This is a genomic window from Streptomyces sp. NPDC001549 (assembly GCF_042894025.1).
In the GTDB taxonomy this organism is placed as follows: domain Bacteria; phylum Actinomycetota; class Actinomycetes; order Streptomycetales; family Streptomycetaceae; genus Streptomyces; species Streptomyces kutzneri.
Genome location: NZ_JBIAVJ010000015.1, coordinates 102,765 through 128,668, shown reverse-complemented (window position 1 = coordinate 128,668; position 25,904 = coordinate 102,765). Strand labels below are relative to the sequence as shown.

The 25,904-nt window shown below is 73.1% G+C and carries 26 protein-coding genes, 1 pseudogene and 1 riboswitch; of the genes and pseudogenes, 4 read left to right on the top strand and 23 right to left on the bottom strand.

Going from position 1 to position 25,904, the window contains the following annotated elements:
• Nucleotides 1-108: 108 nt before the first annotated feature.
• From ACFY04_RS24085 to ACFY04_RS24065, 5 genes and pseudogenes are all read right to left on the bottom strand, one after another.
• Nucleotides 109-1,485 carry a serine/threonine-protein kinase gene (locus tag ACFY04_RS24085; RefSeq protein WP_389119597.1) on the bottom strand — a complete coding sequence of 459 codons (1,377 nt, stop codon included), beginning with the start codon at nucleotides 1,483-1,485 and terminating at the stop codon, nucleotides 109-111.
• Complete coding sequence (locus tag ACFY04_RS24080; protein WP_389119479.1) at nucleotides 1,482-2,303, bottom strand: FHA domain-containing protein; 822 nt, start codon at nucleotides 2,301-2,303, stop codon at nucleotides 1,482-1,484. The genes ACFY04_RS24085 and ACFY04_RS24080 overlap by 4 nt, the downstream gene beginning before the upstream one ends.
• A 74-nt stretch (nucleotides 2,304-2,377) precedes the next feature.
• A complete protein-coding gene (locus tag ACFY04_RS24075; protein WP_389119478.1) occupies nucleotides 2,378-3,265 on the bottom strand; it encodes a peptidoglycan DD-metalloendopeptidase family protein in 888 nt (295 codons plus the stop codon).
• 132 nt (nucleotides 3,266-3,397) lie between these two features.
• A complete protein-coding gene (locus ACFY04_RS24070; protein ID WP_389119477.1) occupies nucleotides 3,398-4,063 on the bottom strand; it encodes a response regulator in 666 nt (221 codons plus the stop codon).
• Nucleotides 4,060-5,033, bottom strand: a pseudogene (locus tag ACFY04_RS24065) (histidine kinase). The gene ACFY04_RS24070 and the pseudogene ACFY04_RS24065 overlap by 4 nt, the downstream one beginning before the upstream one ends.
• A 291-nt stretch (nucleotides 5,034-5,324) precedes the next feature.
• On the opposite strand from ACFY04_RS24065, the gene ACFY04_RS24060 reads away from it, so the two are divergent.
• On the top strand, nucleotides 5,325-5,795 hold the full coding sequence (locus ACFY04_RS24060; protein WP_389119476.1) for a cation:proton antiporter regulatory subunit: 471 nt from the start codon (nucleotides 5,325-5,327) through the stop codon (nucleotides 5,793-5,795).
• Between the two features lie 6 nt (nucleotides 5,796-5,801).
• Nucleotides 5,802-7,058: a cation:proton antiporter gene (locus ACFY04_RS24055; protein ID WP_389119474.1), complete on the top strand. Its 1,257-nt coding sequence runs from the start codon at nucleotides 5,802-5,804 to the stop codon at nucleotides 7,056-7,058.
• A gap of 3 nt (nucleotides 7,059-7,061) precedes the next feature.
• Here ACFY04_RS24055 and ACFY04_RS24050 read toward each other — a convergent pair whose 3' ends face one another.
• From ACFY04_RS24050 to ACFY04_RS23965, 18 genes are all read right to left on the bottom strand, one after another.
• Nucleotides 7,062-7,214, bottom strand: a complete 153-nt coding sequence (locus ACFY04_RS24050; RefSeq protein WP_389119472.1) for a hypothetical protein — start codon at nucleotides 7,212-7,214, stop codon at nucleotides 7,062-7,064.
• Between the two features lie 374 nt (nucleotides 7,215-7,588).
• The gene (hypE, locus tag ACFY04_RS24045; RefSeq protein WP_389119470.1) at nucleotides 7,589-8,650 is read right to left on the bottom strand and encodes a hydrogenase expression/formation protein HypE; all 1,062 of its coding nucleotides are present in this window, start codon (nucleotides 8,648-8,650) and stop codon (nucleotides 7,589-7,591) included.
• A complete protein-coding gene (gene hypD / locus ACFY04_RS24040; protein WP_389119468.1) occupies nucleotides 8,643-9,815 on the bottom strand; it encodes a hydrogenase formation protein HypD in 1,173 nt (390 codons plus the stop codon). The genes hypE and hypD overlap by 8 nt, the downstream gene beginning before the upstream one ends.
• Complete coding sequence (locus ACFY04_RS24035) at nucleotides 9,812-10,171, bottom strand: HypC/HybG/HupF family hydrogenase formation chaperone (protein WP_389119467.1); 360 nt, start codon at nucleotides 10,169-10,171, stop codon at nucleotides 9,812-9,814. Before ACFY04_RS24035 ends, hypD begins: the two co-directional genes overlap by 4 nt.
• 35 nt (nucleotides 10,172-10,206) lie before the next feature.
• Nucleotides 10,207-12,531 (bottom strand): carbamoyltransferase HypF, encoded by a 2,325-nt coding sequence (hypF, locus tag ACFY04_RS24030; protein ID WP_389119466.1) that lies wholly within the window; start codon nucleotides 12,529-12,531, stop codon nucleotides 10,207-10,209.
• A complete protein-coding gene (gene hypB / locus ACFY04_RS24025; protein WP_389119465.1) occupies nucleotides 12,531-13,376 on the bottom strand; it encodes a hydrogenase nickel incorporation protein HypB in 846 nt (281 codons plus the stop codon). Before hypB ends, hypF begins: the two co-directional genes overlap by 1 nt.
• Nucleotides 13,377-13,379: 3 nt before the next feature.
• Nucleotides 13,380-13,775: a hydrogenase maturation nickel metallochaperone HypA gene (locus tag ACFY04_RS24020; RefSeq protein WP_389119464.1), complete on the bottom strand. Its 396-nt coding sequence runs from the start codon at nucleotides 13,773-13,775 to the stop codon at nucleotides 13,380-13,382.
• A gap of 138 nt (nucleotides 13,776-13,913) precedes the next feature.
• The gene (locus tag ACFY04_RS24015) at nucleotides 13,914-14,018 is read right to left on the bottom strand and encodes a DUF6893 family small protein (protein ID WP_389119462.1); all 105 of its coding nucleotides are present in this window, start codon (nucleotides 14,016-14,018) and stop codon (nucleotides 13,914-13,916) included.
• Nucleotides 14,015-14,560 (bottom strand): hydrogenase maturation protease, encoded by a 546-nt coding sequence (locus tag ACFY04_RS24010; protein ID WP_389119461.1) that lies wholly within the window; start codon nucleotides 14,558-14,560, stop codon nucleotides 14,015-14,017. Before ACFY04_RS24010 ends, ACFY04_RS24015 begins: the two co-directional genes overlap by 4 nt.
• Nucleotides 14,557-15,981, bottom strand: coding sequence for a hypothetical protein (locus tag ACFY04_RS24005; RefSeq protein ID WP_389119459.1), 1,425 nt, complete (start codon nucleotides 15,979-15,981; stop codon nucleotides 14,557-14,559). Before ACFY04_RS24005 ends, ACFY04_RS24010 begins: the two co-directional genes overlap by 4 nt.
• Nucleotides 15,978-16,700, bottom strand: a complete 723-nt coding sequence (locus ACFY04_RS24000; RefSeq protein WP_389119457.1) for a DUF6084 family protein — start codon at nucleotides 16,698-16,700, stop codon at nucleotides 15,978-15,980. The genes ACFY04_RS24005 and ACFY04_RS24000 overlap by 4 nt, the downstream gene beginning before the upstream one ends.
• On the bottom strand, nucleotides 16,697-17,374 hold the full coding sequence (locus ACFY04_RS23995) for a DUF5947 family protein (RefSeq protein WP_389119456.1): 678 nt from the start codon (nucleotides 17,372-17,374) through the stop codon (nucleotides 16,697-16,699). Before ACFY04_RS23995 ends, ACFY04_RS24000 begins: the two co-directional genes overlap by 4 nt.
• Nucleotides 17,371-17,904, bottom strand: a complete 534-nt coding sequence (locus tag ACFY04_RS23990) for a hypothetical protein (RefSeq protein WP_389119454.1) — start codon at nucleotides 17,902-17,904, stop codon at nucleotides 17,371-17,373. Before ACFY04_RS23990 ends, ACFY04_RS23995 begins: the two co-directional genes overlap by 4 nt.
• Nucleotides 17,901-19,685 (bottom strand): nickel-dependent hydrogenase large subunit, encoded by a 1,785-nt coding sequence (locus ACFY04_RS23985; RefSeq protein WP_389119453.1) that lies wholly within the window; start codon nucleotides 19,683-19,685, stop codon nucleotides 17,901-17,903. Before ACFY04_RS23985 ends, ACFY04_RS23990 begins: the two co-directional genes overlap by 4 nt.
• 64 nt (nucleotides 19,686-19,749) lie before the next feature.
• A complete protein-coding gene (locus tag ACFY04_RS23980; protein ID WP_389119451.1) occupies nucleotides 19,750-20,805 on the bottom strand; it encodes a hydrogenase expression protein HypE in 1,056 nt (351 codons plus the stop codon).
• Between the two features lie 71 nt (nucleotides 20,806-20,876).
• The gene (locus ACFY04_RS23975) at nucleotides 20,877-22,619 is read right to left on the bottom strand and encodes an enoyl-CoA hydratase-related protein (RefSeq protein ID WP_389119450.1); all 1,743 of its coding nucleotides are present in this window, start codon (nucleotides 22,617-22,619) and stop codon (nucleotides 20,877-20,879) included.
• A 236-nt stretch (nucleotides 22,620-22,855) separates the two neighbouring features.
• Nucleotides 22,856-23,227, bottom strand: coding sequence for a hypothetical protein (locus ACFY04_RS23970; protein WP_389119448.1), 372 nt, complete (start codon nucleotides 23,225-23,227; stop codon nucleotides 22,856-22,858).
• Nucleotides 23,228-23,337: 110 nt separating this feature from the next.
• Nucleotides 23,338-23,841 carry a hypothetical protein gene (locus ACFY04_RS23965; RefSeq protein WP_389119446.1) on the bottom strand — a complete coding sequence of 168 codons (504 nt, stop codon included), beginning with the start codon at nucleotides 23,839-23,841 and terminating at the stop codon, nucleotides 23,338-23,340.
• A 139-nt stretch (nucleotides 23,842-23,980) separates the two neighbouring features.
• Nucleotides 23,981-24,048: riboswitch (guanidine-III (ykkC-III) riboswitch) on the top strand.
• A gap of 11 nt (nucleotides 24,049-24,059) precedes the next feature.
• On the opposite strand from ACFY04_RS23965, the gene ACFY04_RS23960 reads away from it, so the two are divergent.
• Entirely contained in the window at nucleotides 24,060-24,938 is an 879-nt protein-coding gene (locus tag ACFY04_RS23960) for an MBL fold metallo-hydrolase (protein ID WP_389119445.1), read from the top strand.
• Nucleotides 24,939-25,030: 92 nt separating this feature from the next.
• On the top strand, nucleotides 25,031-25,891 hold the full coding sequence (locus ACFY04_RS23955; protein ID WP_389119444.1) for an alpha/beta fold hydrolase: 861 nt from the start codon (nucleotides 25,031-25,033) through the stop codon (nucleotides 25,889-25,891).
• Nucleotides 25,892-25,904: the final 13 nt, after the last annotated feature.

The window sequence follows — 25,904 nt, the reverse complement described above, 5'->3', positions numbered from 1 at the left end:
CGGACCGTCAGGAAGCCAAGAAGGAGCTCTCTTTTCCCGTGGTCGAGGGTGATGACCCGATTGGCTCGAATTGCTCGGTCGGTCAGCGGGGAGGCGGGGCGGGAGCCGTCAGCAGTTCGGTACCCAGGCGTGGGAGCGTGGCCGGACCGCGCCGCTCAAGTTGGTTCTCGTACGCACCTTGACGCAGCCCAGCGGCTCCTGCTGGGCGGCCTGGCCGTAGTAGAGGACGTCGACCTTGGTCGCCCCCTGGGTGAGGTCGAAGCCGTTGTTGAAGACCGAGCGGGGCGCGCTGCGGGCCGTCCAGGGGCAGGGGGCCGGGCCGTCGATCCAGTCGGAGCCGCCGTCGACCCAGGAGCACATCTCGCCCTGGCCGTCCTCCTCCGAGAAGAAGCAAACCGCCCCGCGCCAGCACCGGTCGTACCCCGGCGCCCCGGCGGAGTCCCCGAGGTGGAACAGGCCCGAGCCCCATACGGCGCCCAGGCCGGCGGCGAGCGCCGCCGTAGCGGCCGCGATCAGCGCGCGGCGCCGCCTGCGTGGTCCGGACACGCGCGGGGCGGCGGCCGGCGGGGCGACGGGCGACGGGCCGGCGGCCGCCGCCTCCACCCGGCGCAGCAGCGACGCCGCGGTGTGCGCGGCCCGGTCCTCGTGTCTTCGGGCCAGGCAGTCGCGGACGACGTCCCGCCAGTGCTCCGGAAGTTCCGGCGACAGCCGCAGCTCCTCCTCTCCCCTGGCGTAGCGGAGAGCGGCGTCCCGGCGGGCGGCGGGGGTGCCGCCGGGCAGCGGCAGTGCGCCGGTCAGGACGACGTGGGCCAGTACGCCGAAGGCCCAGATGTCGGCCGTCGGGCGGATCTTCGTACCGCGTTCGCCGACCTCGGACCAGAGCAGGTCCGGCGGGGTGTAGTCGGGCGTGGCGAAGGCCGGGGAGTAGGCGTGGGTGCCCTCCAGCTCCGCGGCCATGTTGAAGTCGCCCAGCCGCGCCGTGCCGTCGGCCATCAGCAGGACGTTGCCCGGCTTGAGGTCGCCGTGCACCCAGCCCGCCCGGTGCAGTTGGTCGAGCCCCTCGCAGACCTGGGCGAGCAGGGCGGGCCCGGTCCGTGGCACTCCGTCGGCCAGCAGGGCGTCCAGGGAGCCCTGCGCCTCCTCCAGGACGAGGACGGTGGCGCCGTCGAGTTCGGGCCGGCCGGGGTCGTCGACCGTGAGCACCTCGTACAGCCGGATCAGCCGGGGGGTGCGCACCCGGCGCAATACCTCGGTCTCGCGCTCGGCGAGCTCGACCAGGTGCCGTAACTGGCGCGGGGTGCGGGTACCGGTCGGCAGGACCTTGAGCGCGGCCCGGCCGGGCAGGCCCGGCTCGGGTACGGCGCGCAGGGCCGCGTACACGCTGCCGAAGGCGCCGGCCCCCAGCAGGTGCCCCACGACCCAGGGGCCGACGCGGTAGCCGGTCGGGACCTCGAGGGCGCCGGAGTGCCCGGCTCGCCCGGTCAGCGGGCGGTACCGGTCGGGGCGGCCGGCAGGGCCGCCAGGTCCGTCTCGCGCACCAGGTCGAAGCGCAGGGCCAGCGAGACCAGGGTCTCTTTCTTGCCGACCAGCCGCGGCCCCGGATCCACCGTGTCGGGGCCGGGCTTGAGGCGCAGTTTGACCGCGAGGTAGTCGATGTTCCACTGCACGGCGGCACGGTTGGCCGCGGGCCAGGACGGCTTCAGCCGTTCGACCACCTGCTCGACGGTGGGCAGGGGCGCGTGCGGTTCGCCGCGCAGCCTCGGCTCGCAGAGCGCGGTGAGGACCAGGAAGTACCGGCTGGAGCGGTCGAGCGGGAAGGGCAGTGCGGTCGGCTCCCCGTCGGGCTCGCCGGGAGCGTCCCGGTCGGCGTAGTCGTGGCGCGGCGCCCAGACGTCCAGGGTGAGCAGTTCGGAGCCGGCGGGCAGGACGAGCCGGGCGAATTCGAACGGGACCGGTGCGTCCAGCCGGCCGGGGGCGATCTTGATGTGCTCGCCGGCGCCCTCGGGGTTCTCGACCACGTACGTCGCCGAGCGGGAGAAGTTGCTGAGCGACCAGTACGTGGCCGTGGCGGTGATCTCCCCCGCCGAACGCGAGACGCCGGCGTGCGGGACGTGCAGGGTGTGCGGGCCGCTGCCGCCACCGCCGGTGGCGAAGACGCCCGTGCCGGTGCCGGTGCGGATTCCGGTGCCGGTGCCGGTGCGACGAAGGGGTTCACGGCCGAACCGGAGGGTCTGCCCCGGTGCCAGGCGGATCTGTGCGGCCGGGGACATGGTGGGTCCCGGAACCACGATGATGCTGTTCACGCTGCTTCCTTCCCCGAAGGTGCAGGGGAAGGTTAGCCAGCGGAATCAATCGTTCCCGCAACAATGGCTTGTCTTCAGCACTCCCCGCGCCACTGGAAGCGCTCGATGGTCCGGCCCCCGGCGGGAAGGTTTCCGCGCCCCTCGTCCCAGCCTCGGTGCAGGCAGGCGCTGCCTCCCTCCCGGAAGTACACCTGCACGTGGTCGTAACCCGGCTGCGGCGTCCCGTTGTTGAAGAAGGACCTGCGCAGCCCGCACGTGCTCCGGGGCTCGTCGGCGGCGGAGCGGCAGACGGTGCCCGTGCCGTCCGCCCCCGAGTAGAAGCAGACGTAGCCGGGCGGGCAGTCCTGCCAGGCGGGGGGCGGTGTGCCGGCGCAGTTGCGGCTGGTGACGCTCGGCCACTCCTTGGCGGCTCCCGAGTACTCGGCCCCGTCGAAGTGGACCGGGACGCGGTGGCTCTCGTCGGTGAAGTCGCCCGAGGCCAGGTAGCGCTGCTCGTAGTGCAGGTGGGACCACTCCGAGGCGCCCGAGGTGCCGATCCGGCCGATCCGCGTGGACGGCTGGACGGCGTCGCCCTTCTTGACGTAGGTCGCCGGGTCGTCCTTCAGGTGGTAGTACGCCGTGAACCAGCCGTTGCCGTGGCTGATCTGGATGGTGTTGCCCGAGCCGTTGGTCCAGTACGTGGCGGACACCGTGCCGGCGGCGGACGGCTGGACGGGCAGTCCGTCGGATCCGGTGTTGCCCTCCACCACGATGTCCAGCGCCGGATCGTGGCCCCAGGTGTTCAGCTGCCAAGTGGTCCCGCACGGGAACGGCAGCTGGAACAGCGGCTTCGCCGCAGCCGGGGCGGAGGCGGGCGCGGGCGCGGAGGCGGAGGCGGAGGCAGGCGCGGGCGTACCCGCCAGCACCAGTCCCGCCAGGCACATCAGCACCACCGCCCGCAACCTGCTCAGATACCGCAGCACGTCTTCCCCTCCCGGCCCCTGTGGACGGCGCCCGGACGGGCGGTCTCCCGCGCCATGCTGGGGGCCGGGGCCGGGTGACACCACCTCGTAGCTACGAGGGTGGGGTGCGGGCGGCGGCCTGCAAGACACCCCCTACGGCTCGATGAGCCCGACCCGGATCGCGTACCGGGTCAGCTCCAGCCGGTCGCGCATCCCCAGCTTCTGGAGCAGGTTGGCCCGGTGGCGCTCCACGGTCTTGGCGCTGATGACCAGGAGGTCGCCGATCTCCTTCGAGGAGTGGCCTTCCGCGACGAGCTTGAGGATCTCCTCCTCGCGCTCGGTGATCGCCCGGGCGGGCAGCGGATCGCCCTGGCGGGCCCGGTCCAGGTAGTTGCGGATGAGGGTGGTCTCGGCCCCGGGATAGATGAACGGCTCGTCCCGGATCGCCGCCCGGCACGCCTCGACCAGATCGCGGTCGGCGACCGACTTGGGGACGTAGCCGGCGGCCCCGGCCTTGAGCGCCTCGAAGAAGTACTGCTCGTTGTCGTACATGGTCAGGATGAGGATGCGCAGCTCCGGCCGCAGCCGCGAGAGTTCCCGAGCGGCCTGCAGTCCGGTCATCCGGGGCATGGCGAGGTCGAGGACGGCGAGGTCCACCTCCCCGGTACGGGCCAGGGCGACGGCCTCCGCCCCGTCCCCGGCCTCGGCGACCACCGTCAGGTCCGGCTCGGCGTCGAGGATGAGCCGGACCCCGCGCCGTACGAGGGCGTGGTCGTCGGCGAGCAGGACGCGGGTCGGCGGCCGCCCGGGTGTGTTCAACTCGTGCCCTCCGTGGTCGCGGCGGTGGCCGTGGTGACGGCGGGTACGTCCAGCCGTACGTCGGTGCCGCCCTGCGGGCCGCTCCCGATGGTGAGGTCCGCGCCGATCAGCAGGGCCCGTTCCCGCATGCCCTGGATCCCCGCGCCCTCACCGGCGGGGCCGATGCCCTGGCCGTTGTCCCGTACCAGCAGCCGGACCGCCCCGCCGGTCCGGCCCGACAGGCGCACCTCGACCTCGCTCGCCCCCGCGTGGCGGGCGGCGTTGGTCAGGGCCTCCTGGGCGACCCGGTAGACGACGAGTTCGGCCGCTTCGTCCAGCGGGGGCACCTGGGGGCCGATGACATGCCGCACGGTCAGCGACCCGCTGGTGAACTCGGCCGTCAGCGCGCGCACGGCACTGTGCAGCCCGAGCTCCTCCAGGACCCCCGGGCGCAGTCTGCGGGCGATGCGGCGGATCTCGTCCAGGCTGGTGCGGGTCGTCTCCTGCACCTGGCGGAGCTCCTCCCGCAAGGGGGCGGGGCGCGGTCGGCGGCGTGCTTGAGCTGGAGCAGGACCGCGGTGAGGGTCTGGCCGACCTCGTCGTGGAGTTCCTGGGCGATGCGCCGTCGTTCGGCTTCCTGCGCGGAGAGGGCGCGGGCGCTGCTGCCGGCCCGCTCGGCCTCCAGCCGGCCCAGCATGGCGTTGAAGGAGGTGGTCAGCTCGGCCACTTCGGCGGGGCCCTCCACCCGTGCCCGGCCGCCGGGGCGCAGCAGGTCGACCGCGCTCATCGCGCGGGTCAGCCGGCCGAGCGGGGCCAGACCGATCCGGAGCAGGGCGGCGTTGGCGATCAGCATGGCGGCCAGCCCGGCGAGCAGCACCACGGCTTCGCCGAAGAGGACCGGGGTGGAGACGGTGACCGGGCCGAGCAGCAGCAGGACGGCGGTGACGAGGACGGCCGCGTTGAGCAGGAAGATCCGCCAGTACAGCGACACGGGCGTCCCTCCCCTCGTTCCGGGATCCGCCGCTCCGGCGGACCGCTCACTTCCACTATCCCCGCCGATACGCCCTCGCACCTGCGGTGACCTGCGGTGGGACCGGTGTCCCCGCTTCAGCCTGTCGTCCGCCGAGGGTCTTGTCCATCCGTGCCGACACCCATATCCCGCCCCCTGGACGAGATGGCACCATAAGCCCGCGCGGCAGCCGGAAGCTGCCTTCCGCCGACGCTGCGCCGCACCACCGCCGAACACGAAGCAAGGGGGGACAGAGCTGTGCCTGCTCCACGGATGAGCACCACGCCACTGCCCGGCATCGGGGTCCAGTACGACCTCACCACCCGCGAGAGGCGCCACCTGTCGGTGATCGCCCACCGCGACGGCACCCGTACGGTGAACGTCTACCGCGCGGACGATCCTGACGCGTGCGCCCAGTCGCTGCACCTGTCCGGGGCGGAGACCACCTCGCTGATCGACGCCCTGATGCCCGCGCACCACAGCCCCAGCCTCCTGCACACCACCGGCCTCGGGCTGGTCGCCGAGCGCATCGAGCTGTCCGCGCACTCGTACTGGAACGGACGGCTGCTGGGCGAGACCCGGATGCGTACGGAGACCGGGGTCTCGATCGTGGCGGTACTGCGGCGGGCCGAGGCCCGCCCCTCCCCCGCGCCCGACTTCCGCCTGGCCGGCGGGGACACGCTCATCGTGATCGGCACCCGCGAGGGCGTCGACGCGGCCGCCTCCATACTCGGACGGGAGTGATCGCCTGTGCACTCCGCCGTCTTCCTGATCGAGTTCGGTGCGATCATCCTGGGCCTGGGTCTGCTGGGCAGACTCGCCGGGCGCTTCCGCTTCTCCCCGATACCCCTGTACCTGCTGGCGGGTCTCGCCTTCGGCACGGGCGGACTGCTGCCCATGGGCGCGAGCGAGGAGTTCGTGGCGATCGGCGCCGAGATCGGCGTCATCCTGCTGCTGCTGATGCTGGGGCTGGAGTACACGGCCACCGATCTGGTCTCCAATCTCAGGACCCAGTACCCGGCCGGGCTGGTCGACTTCACCCTCAACGCCGTACCCGGCGCGGTCGCCGCGCTGCTGATGGGCTGGGGGCCGGTGGCCGCCGTGGTCCTGGCGGGGGTCACCTGGATCTCCTCCTCCGGCGTCATCGCCAAGGTGATGGGTGACCTCGGGCGGCTCGGCAACCGCGAGACCCCGGTCGTCCTCAGCGTCCTGGTCCTGGAAGACCTGGCCATGGCCGTCTACCTGCCCATCATCACCGCGCTGCTGGCCGGGGTCGGCCTCGCGGCCGGCAGTCTGACCCTGGCGATCGCCCTCGGCGTGGCGGGCGCGGTGCTGTTCGTGGCCGTCCGCTACGGCCGGCTCATCTCCCGGTTCGTCTCCAGCGACGACCCGGAGAAGCTGCTCCTGGTCGTCCTCGGCCTGACCCTGCTGGTCGCGGGCATCGCCCAGCAGTTGCAGGTCTCCGCCGCGGTCGGCGCGTTCCTGGTCGGCATCGCCCTGTCCGGTGAGGTGGCCGAGGGTACGCACACCCTGCTCAGCCCACTCCGGGACCTGTTCGCGGCAGTGTTCTTCGTCTTCTTCGGCCTGCACACCGACCCGGCCAGCATCCCGCCCGTGCTGCTGCCGGCGCTCGCGCTGGCCCTGGTCACCGCCGGCACGAAGATCGCCACCGGGTACTGGGCCGCGAAGCGCGCCGGGGTCGGGGTCAAGGGCCGCTGGCGGGCCGGCGGCACCCTCGTCGCCCGCGGGGAGTTCTCGATCGTCATCGCAGGCCTCGCCGTCACCGCAGGCATCGAACCGGCCCTCGGGCCGCTGGCCACCGCCTACGTGCTGATCCTCGTGGTGATCGGGCCGCTCACCGCCCGGTACACCGAGCCGCTGGCCGCCTGGGTCCGGGGGCGGCGCGCCGGAAACACCCCGCTGCTCGCGGCCGTACCCTCCCCCGCGAGGTCCCCGGAGGCCGCCGCCGAGCCGGCTCCCGACCAGGATCCCGCCGGGCGGCCGTAGCGGTCAGGGAGGTGCCGCCGGCTTCGCCCGACGGGGCGTACGGGGCTCCGCGCCCAGGCGGTTCACCGCCAGCGCGGCCACGACCAGGCCGGCCGCGAGTACGAGCCCGTTGGGCAGGGTGGCCCCGGCCACCGCCGCCCAGACCCCCAGGGCCATGGCCAGCCAGGCGCCCGCGCGGCGGTACGCACGGGGCCGGGGCCCGGGCCGGGGCCGGGGCCCCTGCGCGGGCCGGGGTCGGGGCCTGGCTTCGGGGCCGGTGGTCCTCACATCCTCGGATCGCGGTATGACACCGCTCCTTTCCGTCGGCCGGGCCAGGGCGAAGGAGCGGGTGCACCGCCGAGGGCACGGGCCGCTCCACGTCGACGCCACCGGGACGTGCGGGTGTTCGGCGTCCGGGGCGGGTGCTCGAAGCAGTGGCGGCGCCTCCCGGCGGTGGCCGGGAGGGGACTCTGCGGACACCCCCAGCATCGCCCGGCCCACCGCCACCGCACATCGGGGCCGGCACCCATCTCGGGTGCCGGTCGCGCCGGTCAGCAGATGCGCGGCAGCTGCTCCCCGATCGGCAGGTCGACCACGCGGGTGCCGCCGAGGGCGGTGCGGGCCACGACCAGGCCCGGGTGGGCGTCGACGGCCTCACCGATCACCGCCGCGTGGCGGCCCAGCGGATGGGCGCGCATGGCGTCGAGGACGGCGTCGGCGTGCTCGCGGGGCACGAAGGCGACCAGCTTGCCCTCGTTGGCCACGTAGAGCGGGTCGAGCCCGAGGATCGCGCAGGCGTTCGCGACGGCGGCGGGGACCGGGACGCGGCCCTCGTGGATCACGACACCGGTACCCGAGGCGGCCGCGATCTCGTTCAGGGAGGCCGCCAGGCCGCCCCGGGTGGGGTCGCGCAGGACGTGGAGGTCCGGGGTGACCGCGAGCATGCTCCGTACGAGGCCGCCCAGGGCCGCGCAGTCGCTCTGGATGTCCACGCCGAATTCGAGCCCCTCGCGGACACTCATGATCGCCACGCCGTGGAGCCCGATCTCACCGCTGACGATGACGACGTCACCGGGTACGACGCGCTGCGGGCGCAGGTCCACCCCGTCGGGGATGATCCCGATGCCCGCGGTGTTGATGTAGATGCCGTCCCCGTGGCCCGCTTCCACGACCTTGGTGTCGCCGGTCGCGACCTCCACGCCCGCGGCCCGCGCGGCCGTGCCCATGGCCTCGGCCACACGCGCCACCACCGGCATCTCGACGCCCTCCTCCAGGATGAACCCGCAGGAGAGGTACGCCGCTTCGGCTCCGCTCATGGCCAGGTCGTTGACCGTGCCGTTGACCGCGAGGTCGCCGATGGAGCCGCCGGGGAAGAACAGCGGCCGCACCACGTAGGAGTCGGTGGAGAAGGCCAGCCGGACCCCGCCGAGGGAGACGGCTGCGGAGTCCCCGAGCTGGGCGAGGACGTCACCGCCGAAGGCGGGGGCGAAGAGGTGCTGGACCAGCTCGGCGGAGAGCGCGCCCCCGCCGCCGTGGCCCATGACCACACGGGGGCGGTCGCGCAGCGGGGCCGGGCAGGTCCAGCCCGTGATGTCGAGTGCGGTGTCAGACAACGGGGCTCGCCTCCAGCGGGGCGGTCGCGGCGGTCGGTGCGGTCGTCGCGGCGGTCTTGGCCGCGGGCACGGTCCCCAGCTCCAGCCGCCGGTAGAGGTAGTACGCGGCGCAGGCACCCTCGCTGGAGACCATGGTGGCGCCGAGCGGGCTGCGCGGGGTGCACAGCGTGCCGAAGGCCTCGCACTCGTGCGGTTTCAGCAGCCCCTGGAGCACCTCGCCGCTGCGGCACTCGTCCGGTTCACGGGTGTTGATGCCGGTGACCGAGAAGCGGTGTTCGGCGTCGAAGTCCCGGTAGCGCTCCGACAGCCGCCAGCCGCTGTCGGGGATGACGCCGATGCCCCGCCAGGCCCGGTCGGTGACCTCGAAGACGTCCTCCAGCATGGCGAGGGCGGCCGGGTTGCCCTCGGGGCGCACGGCGCGCGCGTAGGCGTTGTCGACGGTGTGCTCGCCGCGCTCCAGCTGTCGTACGGCCCGGCGTACGCCCTCCAGGATGTCCAGCGGTTCGAAGCCCGTCACCACGATCGGCACCCGGTGGCGCGCGGCCAGTTCGGGGTACTCGCGCACGCCCATCACGCTGCACACGTGCCCGGCGGCGAGGAACGCCTGGACCCGGCAGCTCGGCGACTGCATGATCGCCTCGATCGCCGGGGGCACCCGGACGTGGGAGACCAGCAGGCTGAAGTTGGGGATGCCCAGCTTCTTCGCCTGGTGGACCGTCATGGCGTTGGGCGGCGCCGTGGTCTCGAAGCCGATGCCGAAGAAGACCACCTGGCGCTTCGGATTCTCCTGGGCGATCCGCAGGGCGTCGAGCGGGGAGTAGACGACGCGTACGTCGCCGCCCTCGCTGCGCACCTGGAACAGGTCGCGGCCGGTCCCGGGCACCCGGAGCATGTCCCCGAAGGAACAGAAGATCACATCGGGGCGGGAGGCGATCTCCAGCGCCTTGTCGATGACCTCCAGCGGGGTGACGCACACCGGACAGCCCGGGCCGTGGATCAACTCCACCTGTTCCGGCAGCAGTTGGTCGATCCCGTGCCGGATGATGGTGTGGGTCTGGCCGCCGCACACCTCCATCAGGGCCCACGGGCGGGTCACGGTGGCGTGGATGTCGTCGAGCAGCCGGCGGGCGAGGTCCGGGTCCTGGAACTCCTCGATGTACTTCACGGCTGGACTTCCTCCTGCGGTGCGGCGAGGGCGTGCGCGGGCCCGGGTTCGGGACCGGGATCGTCGGTGAAGGGCCAGGGCTCACCGCCGGCCGCGGCGGCCTGCTCCCACGGGTCGCCGAACTCCTCCTGGAGCATGCCGAGTTGGGCGAAGAGTTCGAGGGTCTGCTTGGCCGACTCCTCGTCGAGGCGCTGGAGGGCGAAGCCCACGTGGACGATGGCGTACTCGCCCACCTGGAGGTCCGGCAGATACTCCAGGCACACCTCCTTCTGCACACCGCCGAAGTCGACGGTGGCCATGCGGGTGCCGTCCTTCTCCCCGATGTCGAGCACTCTGCCGGGCACCGCCAGGCACATGGGTTTCTCCTTGCTGTGGGTGTGTCAGGGGTGTGTCAGGGGGTGTGGTGCGCGGCGGCCACCATGAGCTGGCCGAGGGCCAGCCCGCCGTCGTTCGGGGGGACCCGGCCGTGCCGCAGGACGGTGAACCCGGCCGCGCGCAGGCGCCGGGCGCACGCCGAGGAGAGCAGGGTGTTGGCGAAGACCCCGCCGGTCAGGGCGACGGTGTCCAGGCCGTGCCGCTCGCGCGCGAGCGCGCAGAGCGTGGCGACGAGGGCGGCGACGGAGGTGTGGAAGCGGGCGGCGATCAGCGACGGGTCCGTGCCGGCGCGGACGTCGGCCACCACGGCGGCCAGTACGGGCGCCGGATCGGCGGTGACCGGCCCGCCGTCGGGGCCGGGCGGCGCGTGCAGGCCGAAGGCGTAGCCCGGTCCGGTATCGGCTCCGTTCGCGCCCAGGGCCGCGCCCTCCAGTTCGATGGCGGCCTGCGCCTCGTAGCCGGCCAGGTGGCAGATGCCGGCCAGGGAGGAGACGGCGTCGAAGAGGCGGCCCATGCTGGAGGTCGGGACACAGTTCAGTCCCCGTTCCAGCTGGCGCTCCAGCAGCGCGAGTTCTCCCGGGGGACAGGCCGCCGTGCAGGGCAGCTCGGGGGTCCGGTCGATGCCCGCGGCCCGCAGGTGGGACAGCGCCATGCGGTACGGGCGGTGCACGGCCGCGTCGCCGCCCGGCAGCGGGACGTAGGCGAGGTGGGCGAACCGGGTGAACCCGGCGTAGTCGGCGAGGAGGACCTCGCCGCCCCACACGGCGCCGTCGTCGCCGTAGCCGGTGCCGTCGAAGGCGACCCCGATCACCGGGTGGCCGGCGCCCCGGCCGTGCTCCGCCAGGGTGGAGGCGATGTGCGCGTGGTGGTGCTGGACGCGGACGAGGGGCCGGGCGCCCGCGGCGCGCTCCGCCCACCGGGTGGAGCGGTAGCCGGGGTGCCGGTCGGCGGCGAGGAGCACGGGGGCGACGCCGGTGATGGACTCCAGCTGCCGCTCGGCGCCTTCGAGGGCGTACTGGGTGGCGAGGTCGTCCATGTCGCCGATGTGGGCGGAGAGCCAGGCCTGGCGCCCTTCGCCGAGGCAGAAGGTGTTCTTCAGGTCCCCGCCCGCGGCGAGGCTCGCGGGGACGGGGACCGGCAGGGTCAGCGGGAGCGGGGCGTACCCGCGCGAGCGGCGTACGGTCAGCGTCTCGCCGTCGCACACCCGCACCACGGAGTCGTCGCACGGCACGTGGATGGGGCGGTCGTGCGTGAGCCAGGCGTCGGCGAGGGCGGCGAGCCGGTCCAGGGCCTCGGCGTCGTCGGTGACGATGGGCTCCCCCGCGAGGTTCCCGCTGGTCATGACGAGCAGCCGGGGCCCCGGGGGGTCCCCGGGCAGGCCGAGCAGCAGGTGGTGGACGGGGGTGTACGGGAGCATCACGCCGAGGTCCGGACAGCCGGAGGCGACCCCGTCCGGGCCGCCGGCACCGGCGCGGCGGCGGAGCAGCACGATGGGCCGTACGCCGCCCGTGAGCAGCTCCCGTTCCTCGGGGCCGATGTGTGCGAACCGCTCGGCGTCGGCGAGGTCCCGGGCCATCAGGGCGAAGGGCTTGTCCCCGCGGGCCTTGCGCCGGCGCAGCTCGGCGACGGCGTCCGGGTGGGTGGCGTCGCAGGCCAGGTGGTAGCCGCCCAGGCCCTTGACGGCGAGGATCGCGCCGGCCGCCAGGAGCCGCCGGGCCTCGGCGACCGGGTCCGGGCCGGTGCTCTCGCGGGGCGGTCGCCCGGTGAGCAGCCTGAGGCGGGGGCCGCAGGCCGGGCAGGCGACCGGCTGGGCGTGGAAGCGGCGGTCGGCCGGGTCCCCGTACTCCCGGGCGCAGTCGGGGCACATGGGGAAGGGGGCCATGGTGGTGTGGGCGCGATCGTACGGCAGCCCGGTGACGATGGTGAAGCGCGGCCCGCAGTGGGTGCAGGTGATGAAGGGGTGCCGGTGGCGCCGGTCGGCCGGGTCGGCCAGTTCGGTGCGGCAGTCGGCGCAGGTGGCCACGTCCGGGGAGACCAGCGTGCGGGCGGGGCCGCCGGTCCGCGAGGCGATGATGGTGAACCCGGTGCCGCCCGCGACGGGGACCTCCCAGTGGTCGACGGCGTCGACGACGGCCAGCGGGGGTGCGTCCGCCGCGAGCCGTTCGCAGAACCGCGACACGGCCGCCGGGGCGCCCTCGACCTCCGCGACGACGCCCTCGGGGGTGTTGGTGACGTGCCCGGCCAGGCCCAGCCCGGTCGCACGGGTGTAGACGTAGGGCCGGAAGCCGACGCCCTGGACCACGCCCCGGACGGTGACCCGGCGCCGCTGCACCGCTTCCATCAGCGGGTCTGCGCGGCCGTGTGGACGTGCGGGTGCTCGTGGTCGTGGCCGTGGCCGCGCTCGTGGTCCTCGTCGTGATCGTGGTCGTGGTCACGCTCGTGGTCGTGGTCGTGGTCGTGGTCGTGGTCGTGGTCGTGTCCGGCGCCGTGCGCGTGCTGCTGACGGGCCATCACCGGCGTGTGCGTGCCCGTCCCCGCCCCGGCCGCCAGCGCCCGGTCGAGCAGGACGCCCAGGCCCTCACCCGCGCGCGCCGAGGTGAGCACCACCTCCACACCGGGATTGACCTGCTCGACGTTGGCGCGGAAGGCGGCCTCGTCGAACTCGACGGCTCGCGCGATGTCGGTCTTGGTGACCACCACCAGCTGGGCCAGTCCGAAGGCGGTCGGATACTTCAGCGGCTTGTCCTCGCCCTCGGTCACCGAGGCGAGCACCACGCGCAGCGATTCCCCCAGGTCGTAGCCGGCCGGGCAGACCAGGTTGCCCACGTTCTCCACGAAGAGCAGCCGGGTGTCCTCGGGCAGCCAGCCGTCCAGGTGCCGGCCGAGCATCGCGGCCTCCAGGTGGCACAGCCCGTCGGTGAGGACCTGCTTGACCGGTACGCCCGAACGGGCCAGCCGTACCGCGTCGTTCTCGGTGGCCAGGTCGGCCGTCAGGGCGGCCACGGCCACGCCCCGCTCCCGCGCGAGGAGCAGTTCGCGCTCCAGCAGCGCCGTCTTGCCGCTGCCGGGGCTGGAGAGCAGATTGACCACCGTCGTACCGCGGGCGGTCAGTTCGGTGCGCAGGACCTGGGCGGCGACGTCGTTCTTGGCGAGCACCGCCTGCCGCAGATCGACCACTCGGCACATGGTTCAGGCCTCCTCGGGAATCGGTTCGCGGGTACGGGCACCGGCGGGGCCGTCTTCCCAGCGCACGCTGAGGATCTCCAGCTCACGGCCCGACAGCAGTTCCACGTCGGTGGCCCTGCCGCATCCGGGGCAGCACAGTTCGGGGGGCATGCCCACCGCCCAGGTGCCGGGGCAGGAGCCGCAGCGGGCGCGGGCCGCCACGGACTCCGTGAGGAGTTCGGCCCCTTCGAGGACCGTTCCGGCGCAGGCCAGTTCGAAACAGAAGGCCAGCGCGTCGGGGACCACGCCCGCCAGCTCACCGACCCGCAGCCGTACGGAGGTGACGGCCTGTGCGCCGCCCGCCCGGGCCGCCTCTTCCACCTGGCCCACGACGGCCATGGCGATCGACATCTCGTGCATCGGACTCCGTCCTGCCGGGGCTCATTGAACCGGCGGGACGGGGTCCGTGCGGTCGGGCACGCCGGTGCGCGGCGCGCACCGTACGCCATTCGGGCGCCCCGGTACGCACGGGCGCCCGTGGCCGCTCGCGCGGCGGTGTCACATCCGGCGCATGCGCAGGTAGCGCCGGAGGTCGGGGAGGATCTGCAGCAGGACGGCGGTGAGGGCGGCGGCCGCGGCCCCGCCGATGAAGGCCTTCTTCATGGGGTTCTCCTCAGTTCGCGGCGGGGCCGGTCGGTGTCGTCGTGGGTCCGGCCGTGGATCAGGTCCAGGGCCGTGCGTACGGCCTCCGGTACGGCGGCGGCCACGGGTGCGCTCAGTCCGATGCCCTCCTCGACACCGGCCGGTTCGCAGCCGAGCACCAGCGTGCGCCGCGGCGGGGTGGCTCCGGTCCCGGCGCACAGGGTGTCCAGCAGCGCGAGGACGGCGTCGGGGGACATGTGGTGGCCGTCGAGGACGGGCGGCGGCGCCCCGTCACCGGCCGGCTGCAGGCCCGCGCCGCCGTCGGCCTCGATCAGGTAGAGCGTGCCCGGCTCGCCGCCGCGTGCGGTGGCGTCGACCAGCAGGAGCGTGTCGTAGCCGTCGAGGAGCTGGTAGGCGAGGTGGACGCCGCGCACTCCGAAGTCCACCACCTCGACCCCGTCGGGCAGGGGGTGCTCGGCCAGCGCCCGCACGGTCTCGACGCCGAAGCCGTCGTCGCCGAGGAAGACGTTGCCGATGCCCGCGATCAGGACCCGGTCGTTCACGCGTCCTCCAGGGGAGTGACCTCGTCGGGCTGGAAGTAGAGGAACCTGCCCTGCTCGCGGCGGATGTCCGCGCCCGGGTCGTCCTCCACGGTGACGGCGAGGTGCACTCCCCCGTCGACGTCGTGCAGCACGGCCTCGACCAGGGCGGTACGGCCCTGGAGGAACAGGTCCTGGGCATCGGTGCGCCGCAGTCCGGGACGCAGCCGGACGCGGCTGCCCGGGCCCACCGGGACGCCGTCGACCGTGATCCGGTCGCGGGCCGGGTCCGCGGTGTCCGCCCGGGCCGGGTCCCACCAGGGGGTGTCGGGCCGGAACACCACGTCCTCGGAAGGGAGTTCCGCGATGAGTGGCGGCTGCTCCGGGCCGGTGACCTCCCGCAGGGCGCGTACGGCGCCGTGCAGCCGCTCCAGCACCTCGGGGGGCATCGAGTCGGCGAGGTCGATCACGGCGGCCGCCCGGGGGTCGGTGCCGCGGGCCTCGCGCTTCTCCTGCTCGGTCAGGGCGGCCGTGCGCAGGGCGAGGATCTCGTCGATCTCGGTGGCGTCGTACATGGCGCCCGCGCTCTCGGGGGCGATGGCCGGATGGTCCTCCAGGATGATCGGGGAGGACAGGACCACGTCGGCGCGGCCGGGTTCGCCCGCGAGCACCGGCCAGGTGTGGCGGTTCTCGCAGGCGGCCACCGCCTGCCTGGCCCATTCGGGCGGGTCGGTCATGGACAGGAACGATCCGGAGTCCAGGCCGAGCAGGAGGTGGGCGGCGACCAGCGAGTGGGGCAGGGCGGCCTCGCGGTCGGCGGGTCCGGACCCGGGCGCCGGGGTCCACGGGCTGGTGTTCTCCACCACCGCCCGGAGCCGGAACACGCGGTAGGCGCCGGGGAGTTCGGTGGCGTGCAGCCGCAGCACCCCTTCGATCTCCTCGGTACGGCGCACCAGGCGGCCCACCGTGCGCCCGTCCGCGTCGAGGACGGGCTCGGGGTCGACGCGGGCGGGGCGGCGGAAGGGGAAGGTGACGCCGTCGTCGCCCAGCAGCTCGGCGACGGGGACGGTCACCTCGACCCGTTCCTCGGCGCCCTCGTCCCAGGGCACGAGGACCCGGTCGGCCAGGTGCAGTTCGGCGACCTCCGTGAAGCCGCCGCCGTCCGCGGCCTGTTGGACCGTACGACGCTGCGCGTGCAGGAAGCGCAGCTCCAGGGCGAGGGTCGCCGCGCCCCGCGGCTCCATGAGGATCTCGGTCTGCTGGAAGACGTGCTCCTCGTGCGCGCGGCCCCAGGCCGGGGGCACGAGGACACCGAACTGCCAGCGCAGCCGGTTCTTCGCGGCCGAGGCCCGGTAGGGGTAGAGCACGTACCCCTCCAGCAGGACCGCGTCGGCCACCTGCCGGGCGGTCGCGAAGCGGGAGTGGGGTGTGGTCGTCGTGGTCACGGGGCCGCCCTCTCGGTGAGGCGCGGCAGGATGGCGCCCAGCCGGACGGGCCCGGACCCGGCCCCGGACCCGTTCCCGGGCGGCGGCTGCGGCGGGGCGGCCGCGTCGAGCAGGGCCCGTACGGTCGCCTCCCACGAGGCGAGGGCGTGGCGGGAGCGGAAGGCGAGCAGCTCGTCCATGGTGTCGCGGGGCAGCCGGAGCCAGCCGCAGCCGGGGAAGTGCTGTTCGACCATCTCGCGCCACACGGCCACGGGCATCCGGTACGCGGCTTCGCGGTCCCAGGGCACCGGCTCGACGCGGAAGCCGGCGTCACCGGTGAAGGCCGTGCCGGAGAACAGCATCAGCAGCGGTACCTCGCCCTCCGCCAGGGCTTCGAAGTACCGGGTGGCGGCGATGTCCATGTCGTAGGTGCAGGGCACGACCAGGTCGGTCTCGGTCTCCCCGGTGAAGCTCGGGACCATGACGGAGACCTGGGCGAACTGCACGGGCTGGAGGGTGTTGCCCCAGCGGGAGCGCTCGCCGAACAGGTCCGCGAGCCCCTCCGCCTCGGCGGGGCCGTAGCCGCGCCGGGCCGGTTCGATGCGGATCTGGCAGCGCAGGGCGATGGCGTGCACCCGGGCGCCCCCGGCCGCGGTGATCCGCAGCCGGAAGACGAGGGTGGGGCCGGCGGCGTACGGGTCGGCGCGCACCCCGGTGCAGGTGAAGGCGAATTCCGTCATCGGATCCCGCCCTCGTCCTCGGCCGCCGTCGGGGGCAGGGCCCTGGCCCGCCGTTCCACCTGCTCGAAGAAGGTCTTCAGCGCGGCCCGGGCCTCCGCCCCGCCGTCGAAGCCCTGCCACAGCAGCCGCATCCGCCCCACCAGCTCGTAGCAGATGTCGATCGGCACCAGGTAGCAGTCGGTGCGGCCCTCCGAGCGGCGCAGCAGCAGCGCCTCGACGTCGGGTTCGAGGAGCGTGGACAGCCGGCCGCTGCCGAGTACGGTCTGCCAGGTCTCGGGGTCGAGTTCGCTCTCGGTGGCTCCGGCCGGGCTCGGGTAGAGGGCGACCAGCCGGTCGAGGGCGGCGTTGCGGAAGAAGAACGCGACGCCGACCGGGATCTGGAGGAGTTCCCACGCGCCGTCGTCGAGCCGGTGGGCGGGGTCGGTGAGGTAGCGGTCCGGTACGGCCCGCAGGCGTCCGGTGCCCGCGCCGGGCCGGTCGAACAGCAGGGCGCAGGCCGTGCAGGCGCAGATCAGCGCGCGCTGTTCGGTCTGCACCAGGTGGCGGTGGCCGTCCTGGCGCACGGCGACCCCGCACAGTTCGCAGGTCTCGGGCCGGGGCGGGCGCGGGCCCGCGAACCGGCGCAGCCCGCGCGGGGCGCGCGGGCCGTCGTGGAGGAGACCGGGCCCGCTCACGGCACCCGCGCCGGGCTCGGGGGCCGGGTGCCGATCTGCAGCAGGGCGGGGGCGGGGGCCGCGGCCGGCTCCCGCTCCACGCTCGTCACCTCGGGGGCGAAGCAGGCCAGGGTGTCCTCCAGCGTCCGTCCCGCATCGCTGCCGCCGCCGGAGCCCGAACCGCAGCCGCAGCCCGTGGAGGCGGCGGCGGGGCGCAGCCGCAGGACGCCGGTGTCCGTGTCGAAGCCGAGCAGTTCCACCGCTTCGCCGTGGGCGGCCAGGGCGCGGTCGATACGGGTGTGCACGTCCTCGGGGTGCAGGCCGTGCAGGGAGAGCAGGCTCGCCACGAGTTCGTCGTCGTAGACCGGCTTCAGCGGCCCGTCCCCGACCTTCTCGACGATCCGGGCGAGCCCGGCGCCGTAGAAGTCCATGAGGACGCGCACCAGTTCCTCCGCCGCCGCGCACGCCGCCCGGTCGCCGGTGGCGGCGAGCCGGTCGAGCACCTCCTCGACCCGGCGCCCGGCCTGGGGGCCGTCGATCGCGGCCCTCATCCGCCCAGTCCGCTCAGACCGGTGGGCACGTGCATCGTCTTGACCGTCTTGCCGCCGCCGACGTACATGTGGACTCCGCAGGGCAGACAGGGGTCGAAGCTGCGGACGGCGCGCATGATGTCGATGCCCTTGAAGTTCTCCGGGGTGTTCTCCTCGAAGATCGGGGTGTTCTGCACGGCGTCCTCGTAGGGGCCGGGCGTGCCGAAGGTGTCGCGGGTGCTGGCGTTCCACGGGGTCGGCGGGTACGGGTGGTAGTTGGCGATCTTCCCGTCGCGGATCACCATGTGGTGCGAGAGGACGCCGCGTACGGCCTCGGTGAAGCCGACGCCGAGCCCCTCGTCCGGGACCTCGAACTTCTCCCAGGTCTGGGTGCGCCCGGCGCGGACCTCGGCGAGGCCCTTCTCGGCGCAGTGCAGGGCGATGGCGGCCGCGTAGGCCTGGAAGTAGGTGCGCGCGCGGTTGCGTTCCAGCGCGTTGCTCCACTTCGGGATCTTCCACTCGAAGCGGGTCTCGGGCTTCGTCATCGTGCGCGGCAGGGTGATCACGACGCTGTGACCGGTGGCCTGCACGTAGTCGGTGTGGACCAGGCCCGACAGGGCGGTGGACCACAGGCGGGCGAGGGGGCCGCCGCCGGTGTCCAGGGCCAGGTGGTCCTTGCCGTCGAACCAGCGGGGGGACATGACCCAGCTGTACTTGTCGTCGAAGTTCCGCTTCTGCGGGGCCGGGATGGTGTGCTGGTTCCACGGGTGGCGCGGGTCGACCGGGTTGCCGAGCGGGTCGTGGGTGACGAACTGCTCCTGGCCCTGCCAGTCGTCGTAGTACGAGCTGCCGAGCAGGATGCGGATGCCGAGGTTGATCTCGGTGAGGTCGTTGGTGACCAGCTTGCCGTCCACGATCACGCCGGGGGTGACGAACATCTTCCGTCCCCAGTCGGTCATGTTGGCGTACGTGAAGTCGCAGTACTCGGGGTCGTTGAGGGCACCCCAGCAGCCGAGCAGGACGCGGCGGCGGCCGACCTCCTCGTACCCGGGCAGGGCCTCGTAGAAGAAGTCGAACAGGTCGTCGTGGAGGGGGACGACCTTCTTCATGAACTCGCAGTACCGCATGAGGCGGCTCATGTAGTCCGTGAAGAGCTGGACGGAGGCGATGGTGCCGACGCCGCCCGGGTAGAGGGTGGAGGGGTGCACGTGGCGGCCCTCCATCAGGCAGAACATCTCGCGCGTGTAGCGGGAGACCTGGAGCGCCTCGCGGTAGAACTCGCCCTCGATGGGGTTGAGGGAGCGCATGATGTCGGCGATGGTCTTGTAGCCGTGCTCGCCGGCGTGCGGGGCGGGAGTGCGCTCGGCGAGCTCCAGGACGCCCGGGTTGGTCTCGCGGACCATCTTCTCGCAGTAGTCGACCCCGACCAGGTTCTCCTGGAAGATGTTGTGGTCGAACATGTACTCCGCGGACTCGCCCAGGTTGATGATCCACTCGGCGAGGTGGGGCGGCTTCACCCCGTAGGCCATGTTCTGCGCGTACACCGAGCAGGTGGCGTGGTTGTCACCGCAGATGCCGCAGATGCGGCTGGTGATGAAGTGCGCGTCGCGGGGGTCCTTGCCGCGCATGAAGACGCTGTAGCCGCGGAAGACCGACGAGGTGCTGTAGCACTCCGCGACCCGCTTCTGCTTGAAGTCGATCTTCGTGTGGATGCCGAGACTGCCCACGATCCGGGTGATCGGATCCCAGGCCATCTCCACCAGGCCGCTGCCGTCTGCGGCCGCCTTCGTCTTCGGTGTCATCGTTTCTGCCGTGACCCTTCTTCGGTGCGGAGAGCGGGAGTTGGGGGGGTGCTTCCGGGGGCCGTCACCAGGGCGGGCGGTAGCCCGTGGTCAGGGCCCGGCCGGTCTGCCGCCACTTCGGTTCCTCGTCGACCGTGTGGGCGGTGACGGACCTCAGCCGGCGGATCAGGGCGCCGTACGCGCCGCTCGCCTTCACGGAGAGCTTGGCGCCGGGAGGTTCGTCCATGAACGGCATGAACTTGTCGGGGAAGCCGGGCATCGTGCAGGCGATGCAGATGCCGCCGACGTTGGGGCAGCCGCCGATGCCGTTCATCCAGCCGCGCTTGGGGACGTTGCACTTGACGACGGGGCCCCAGCAGCCGAGCTTGACCAGGCATTGCGGGGAGTCGTAGGTCTCGGCGAACTGGCCCTGCTCGTAGTAGCCGGCCCGGTCGCAGCCCTCGTGGACCGTGGCCCCGAAGAGCCAGGTCGGGCGCAGCTTGTCGTCGAGGGGGATCATCGGGGCGGAGCCGGCCGCCTGGTAGAGCAGGTAGGTCAGGGTCTCCGAGAAGTTGTCCGGCTGGATCGGACAGCCCGGTACGCACACGATCGGGATGCCGGCCTTTGAGGTCCAGTCCCAGCCCAGGTAGTCGGGCACGCCCATGGCGCCCGTCGGGTTGCCCTCCATCGCGTGGATACCGCCGTACGTGGCGCAGGTACCGATGGCCACGACGGCGAGGGCCTTGGGGGCGAGGCGGTCGATCCACTCGCTGGTGGTGATGGGCTGACCGGTCTCCGGGTCGTCGCCGAAGCCGCACCAGTAGCCCTCGGGCTTGATCTTCTCGTTCGGGATCGACCCCTCGACCACCAGGACGAAGGGATCGATCTCGCCCCGCTCGCCCTTGAAGAACCACTCGATGAACGTGTCGGCGCCGCCGACCGGGCCGCATTCGAAGTCGATCAGCGGCCAGTGCACCGCGATCTTCGGCAGACCGGGCAGCACACCGGTCACGATCTCCTCGATGCTCGGCTGCATCGCCGCCGTCAGGGACACGGAGTCGCCGTCGCAGCTCAGCCCCGCGTTGATCCAGAGGATGTGGATCACCGGATCCTCAACCTTTTCCTGCGTCGCTGTGGCCATGGGACGGCTCCTCGGGGAGGTGATCGGGAAGGGGTGGGGGGAGGCGGCCTGCCTCACCCACACCTTTCTTGCTAACAGCAGTCCGGCCCGGGCGCCGCGTCAGGTGCGGCCAGTCCAGTGACGGCGCGCGGCCTGACGGCCGACCCGCTCAGGTGGAGCGGGGTGGCGGCCGGGCGCTCCTTGCGGACGAAGGCGCGGCGCAGGGCGTGGTAGGGGGCGTCGGGGTCGAAGAAGGTCCGCCGCATCAGGGCCAGCTCGGCCTCGCGGTGGGCGGCGAGCGGCCGGACGGCCTCGTCGCGCTCGCGTACGGCCTTCTTCGCGGCGATCCGGGAGGCGGTGGCGGGCAGGGCGGCGAGCCGGACCGCGAGGCGCTGCGTCTCGCGGGTGAAGTCCCCGGGCGGGCAGGAGACCGTACGGTCGACCAGCCCGAGGCCGTGGGCGGCGGCGGCGCTCAGCGGGAGGGCCTCGCTGGTGAGGCGGTCGGCGAGTGCGGGGCCGACGCGGCGGGGCAGGGTGTACGTCCAGTACTCGGATCCGTGCAGGCCCATCAGGCGGTAGTGCGGGTTCAGGACGACGCCCGAACGGCACCAGAGCTCGTCGGCGGCGAGGGCGAGCATGGCCCCTCCGGCGGCGGCGTTGCCGCCCAGCGCGCTGACCACGAGCCGGTCGGTGGTGGTCAGCACCGCCTCGACCAGGTCGTTCATGGCGTTGATGTTGGCCCAGGACTCCTCGGCGGGGTCGGCCGCGGCGTCGATGACGCCGAGGTGGATGCCGTTGGAGAAGAAGTCGCGGCCGCCGCCCAGGACCAGGACGGTGGTGGGGCGGGTGCGGGCGGTCCGGTAGGCGTCCAGCAGGCGGCGGCAGTGCGCGGTGCTCATCGCGCCGCCGGGGAAGGAGAACGACAGGAATCCGGCCTGTCCCTCCTCGTGGTAGCCGATGTCGGACCAGGTGGGGCGGTGGGGGCCGCTGTGCGGCGGCGCGGGGACCTCGGGAAGCGGGGGCAGCCGGTCCGCGAGCGCGAGCGCGGCGGGCAGCTTGGGGGCGGCCGGGCCTCCCGGCAGGCGGCGGGCGCGCAGTTCCGGGATCCAGACGGCCCCGTCGGCCGTGGCCCGGCAGAGCGCCCCGTTCCGGGTGGCCAGCAGTTCGCCGGGGCGGCCGCGCAGATGTTCCTCACGGTGCCCGCCGTGCAGGTACCACTCGCCGCCGAGCAGGTCGTCGCGTACGCCGGGCTGCGAGTCGGCGGCGCGCAGCGCGCGCAGGACGTCCTCGGTGGTGTCGCTCCCCCAGTCGATCCGGCGGTCCTCCTGGCGCAGGAGCGGCCGGGCGTGGCCGCCCGCCTGGGGCTGCGGGGTGTACGTACCGGAGGCGAACCGTTCCACCGCGAGCAGGACGGCCTCCAGCGCGGCGTCGGCGATCTCGCCGCGGTAGAAGTCGCTCTTGCCGACCGGCGGCAGCGGGCACTCGACGCTCGCCCAGACGTCGCCGGCGTCCATCTCCGCATTGGCCTGCAGGACCGTCACGCCCCACCGGGGCTCGCCGTCCTGGACGGCCCGGTCGAGCGAGGAGGGGCCGCGGTCACCGACCGGCCCCGGGTGGACGACCAGGCAGGTGTGGGCGGACCAGACCTCCTCGGGGATGGCGGTGCGCAGCATCGGGGCGAGCACGAGGTCGGGGCGGTGGCCGCGTACGGCGTCGGCCAGGCAGGCGCCGGGCAGGGCGAGTTCGACCGCGACGTGGTGGCCGTGGTCGCGCAGCTCGGCGTGGACTCGCTGCGTGAGGCTGTTGAACGCGCTCGCCACGAGCAGGACGTACAAGTGATCTCCCAGCGGCGGCCGGGAGCCGCGCGTGCGCGGTACCCGGCCTGGTCGGCGGCCCGTGGCCGGAAGATGACCGGCCGCCTGAGATGGTCGGGGAGATCCGGGCGCCCGTGGCCGAGGCCGCGCGGCGGCGTCACTCGAAAGCGCCCGTTCGGACGTCCGCTCGGCCCAGGCCCTGTCGCCGAAGTGGCGTCGCGGGCCCGACGCCGTTTCGACGACAGGGCTGAGGGCTGCTACTCGCCGTCCTCGATACCGATGGCATCGGCCAGCTCCCGCTGCGCGGGGCCCGGCTCGCCCTCGTACTGCTCCAGGAGGGCGGCGGCGATGGCGTCGAGTTTGCGCTGGATCGCGTGCTCGGCCCGGCGTTCGGAGTTCTTCAGCAGGGCCAGGAGCAGCAGGGCGACCGCGCCCATGGCGTCGCCGAGCAGGTGCTGCCAGCTCGTGTCCAGGTGGAGCACGTGGACCACGACGAAGCCGGCCACCAGCAGGACGCAGAACACGGAGAAGGCGGGCGAGCTGGTGAAGTTCGAGGCCAGCTCCGCCAGCTTCTCGAATCGTCCGAGCCGCCCCTGGCCGCCTTTCTTTGCGGGATGTTCGAAAGCCATGGTCTGCACGTGCCCGCTCGGGCCGCACCCCATCCCCTCCGGGCCGGTCGAGCACCCGACCGGCCCAGACCGGGGAGGGGCCGTCCGGGGCCGCTACCGGCCCGTGGCGCTCACCTCGCCCGTACGGGCGCCCACAGGCTGACGCTCCACACGTCCCCGTGCCCCGCGTGGTAGCCCCGCTCCTCCTCCTCGTCGTCCACGACGATCACCGAGACGTTGGACGCCGCCGCCCGGTACTCCAGGAAGCCGCCCTGGTCGCCGGCCTTCAGTTCCGGGGCTCCGGGGACGCGCGCGAGCTCGTCGCGCACATCCTCCCAGGCGACGTAGCGGGGGAACTCGACCCCCGTGGTCCGGGCCCATTCCTTCGCCATGTCCGGGCCGGACGCGAGCCGGTGCAGCTCGATGGAGCCGCCGGACATCACCCACTCGTCACCGGGGTTGAAGTAGAACTCGACGAATCCGTAGTCGCGGCGCAGCGACTGACCCTCCTCGTCGACCACGTCGACGAAGCGGTGGCGGACGGCCCGGTCGACCTCGCCGAGGGTGGAGCCGATGCCGATCCCGTGCAGACGTCCGGTCCTGAGGAACGAGGCGAGGAATTCGATGCCGGTCACGGCCAGTTCTCCCATGTGTCGATCAGTGCGTGCATTTCGGCGGAGCGGTTCTTCGTGTCGCCCCGGTTGTGGGTGTCCATATGGTCCTGGGCCGACCCGCCTTGGCCAAGGGGGGTCGGCCGCCCGTGGTAGCGTCGCGGCGGAGGCTCACAGGTGCCCGCCCCGGACGAGATGTGCGCCGTACCCGGCCCGCCAAGACGACGCACGCAGGAGGCGTCATGGCTGCAGGCACATCCTTCATCGATTTCGACATCCCGGCTCCCCGGCCTCGCGCGTTGGACGTCCGCTGGATCCACGGCTCACCCTCGTCCAAGCACAACACCGACCCGGACATCCAGGTCTACGAGTACGACGAGCACACGGTCATCCTGCGGCAGAACATGGCGATCAACTACGAAGCGCCGTTCCTGTTCCTGCTGTTCGGCAACGACCGGGCCGTGCTGATCGACACCGGGGCCACCGCGTCAAGTGAGTTCTTCCCCTTGCGTCCGGTGGTGGACCAGCTCGTCGACGGCTGGCTCGCCCGCCACCCCCGCCAGGAGTACCACCTGCTGGTGCTGCACACGCACGCCCACGGCGACCACGTCGCGGGCGACGGCCAGTTCGCCGACCGTCCCGACACCACGGTGGTCGCAGCAGACCTCCCCACGGCCTGGAAGTATTTCGGATTCGACGAGAACCCCACCGCCGCGGCGAGGGTCGATCTGGGAGGCCGCACGCTCGAGTGCCTGGCCACCCCCGGGCACCATGAGGCGGCCGTCACGTTCTACGACCCGTGGACGGGGTTCCTGCTCACCGGCGACACGGTCTATCCGGGCCGTCTCTACGTCCAGGACCGGTACGCCTTCGTCCGGACCATCGACCGCCTGATCGAGTTCTGCGAACGCAGACCGGTCACCCACGTCATGGGCTGTCACATCGAGATGACCACCGAACCGGGCGTGGACTACCCGGTCCGCACCACCTACCAGCCCCACGAACCCCCACTGCAGATGACCACCGGCCACCTGCACGAGATCCGCGCCGCCCTCGACCAGATCGGCAACCGGCCCCGCCGGCTCGCCTTCCCTCTCTTCGTCATCTGCCCGGACGGCTGAGCCACGCTCCGGCGGCCGACAGGCCGGGGCCGGAAACCGTTGAACCTGGTCCGCGAGATGCGCAGGATGGCCCCGAGCGAGGGAGGTCCGTCATGCCGTCCACCGAAGTGACCACCGAGACCGTGCGTGCCGAGGACGGTGCCACGGTCCGGGTCCGGTTCCACCGAAGGCCCGAGGATCCGTCGGCGCCGGTGCTGGTGTGCATGCCCGCCATGGGGACCAGGGCCGTCTCCTACACGCCCCTGGCGGAGTCCCTCGTAGAGGCGGGGTTCCAGGTGGTCCTCGGGGAGTTGCGGGGGCAGGGCACGAGTTCGGTCCAGGTGCGGCGCGGAGTGCGTTACGGCTACCACGAGATGGTGGCCTACGACTACCCCGCGCTGTTCCGGGCGGTTGCGGCCGCCTTCCCCGGGGCGCCGCGCCTCCTGCTCGGGCACAGCCTCGGTGGGCAGCTCGGCACGCTCTACCTCAGCCAGGAGGCGCACATGGCCGCGGGTGCGATCCTGGTCGGCGTCCCGTCCTGCCACTACCGCGGCTGGCCCTTCCCGCGGAGCCTGGGAATGCTCGCGGGGTTCCAGCTCGCCGCCGCCTTCGCCGCCGTGTACGGGTACTTCCCCGGCCGCCGCCTCAAGGTGCTGGGGAACGACTCCGCGCAGGTCCTGCGGGACATGGCCACCCAGGTCCGGACGGGCCGCTACGACGTGCCGTCCTCACCGGTGGACTTCGAGCCCTGGCTGGCCAGGATGGACCTGCCGGTGCTGGCGGTGGCCATCGCGGGCGACCCCATGGCACCGCCCGGCGGGGTGCGGGGGCTCTGCGACAAGCTGACGAGCGCGCGGGTGACGTACGAGGAGCTCGCACTCGGCGAAGGCGCGCCGGGCGGCCGCCACTACGGCTGGATCCGCGACAACGCCGCACTCGTCGAACGGGTACGGGCCTTCGTGGACCGGGCCTGACACCCCCTCGGCG

What these genes read in the sequence shown, in the direction of transcription:
- ACFY04_RS24060 (WP_389119476.1), top strand. Translation starts at nt 5,325, where the DNA reads ATGAGCACCACGCCACTGCCCGGCATCGGGGTCCAGTACGACCTCACC.
- ACFY04_RS24050 (WP_389119472.1), bottom strand. Translation starts at nt 7,214, where the DNA reads ATGGCCCTGGGGGTCTGGGCGGCGGTGGCCGGGGCCACCCTGCCCAAC.
- ACFY04_RS24035 (WP_389119467.1), bottom strand. Translation starts at nt 10,171, where the DNA reads ATGTGCCTGGCGGTGCCCGGCAGAGTGCTCGACATCGGGGAGAAGGAC.
- hypF (WP_389119466.1), bottom strand. Translation starts at nt 12,531, where the DNA reads ATGGAAGCGGTGCAGCGGCGCCGGGTCACCGTCCGGGGCGTGGTCCAG.
- hypB (WP_389119465.1), bottom strand. Translation starts at nt 13,376, where the DNA reads ATGTGCCGAGTGGTCGATCTGCGGCAGGCGGTGCTCGCCAAGAACGAC.
- ACFY04_RS24020 (WP_389119464.1), bottom strand. Translation starts at nt 13,775, where the DNA reads ATGCACGAGATGTCGATCGCCATGGCCGTCGTGGGCCAGGTGGAAGAG.
- ACFY04_RS24015 (WP_389119462.1), bottom strand. Translation starts at nt 14,018, where the DNA reads ATGAAGAAGGCCTTCATCGGCGGGGCCGCGGCCGCCGCCCTCACCGCC.
- ACFY04_RS24000 (WP_389119457.1), bottom strand. Translation starts at nt 16,700, where the DNA reads ATGACGGAATTCGCCTTCACCTGCACCGGGGTGCGCGCCGACCCGTAC.
- ACFY04_RS23990 (WP_389119454.1), bottom strand. Translation starts at nt 17,904, where the DNA reads ATGAGGGCCGCGATCGACGGCCCCCAGGCCGGGCGCCGGGTCGAGGAG.
- ACFY04_RS23985 (WP_389119453.1), bottom strand. Translation starts at nt 19,685, where the DNA reads ATGACACCGAAGACGAAGGCGGCCGCAGACGGCAGCGGCCTGGTGGAG.
- ACFY04_RS23980 (WP_389119451.1), bottom strand. Translation starts at nt 20,805, where the DNA reads ATGGCCACAGCGACGCAGGAAAAGGTTGAGGATCCGGTGATCCACATC.
- ACFY04_RS23970 (WP_389119448.1), bottom strand. Translation starts at nt 23,227, where the DNA reads ATGGCTTTCGAACATCCCGCAAAGAAAGGCGGCCAGGGGCGGCTCGGA.
- ACFY04_RS23960 (WP_389119445.1), top strand. Translation starts at nt 24,060, where the DNA reads ATGGCTGCAGGCACATCCTTCATCGATTTCGACATCCCGGCTCCCCGG.
- ACFY04_RS23955 (WP_389119444.1), top strand. Translation starts at nt 25,031, where the DNA reads ATGCCGTCCACCGAAGTGACCACCGAGACCGTGCGTGCCGAGGACGGT.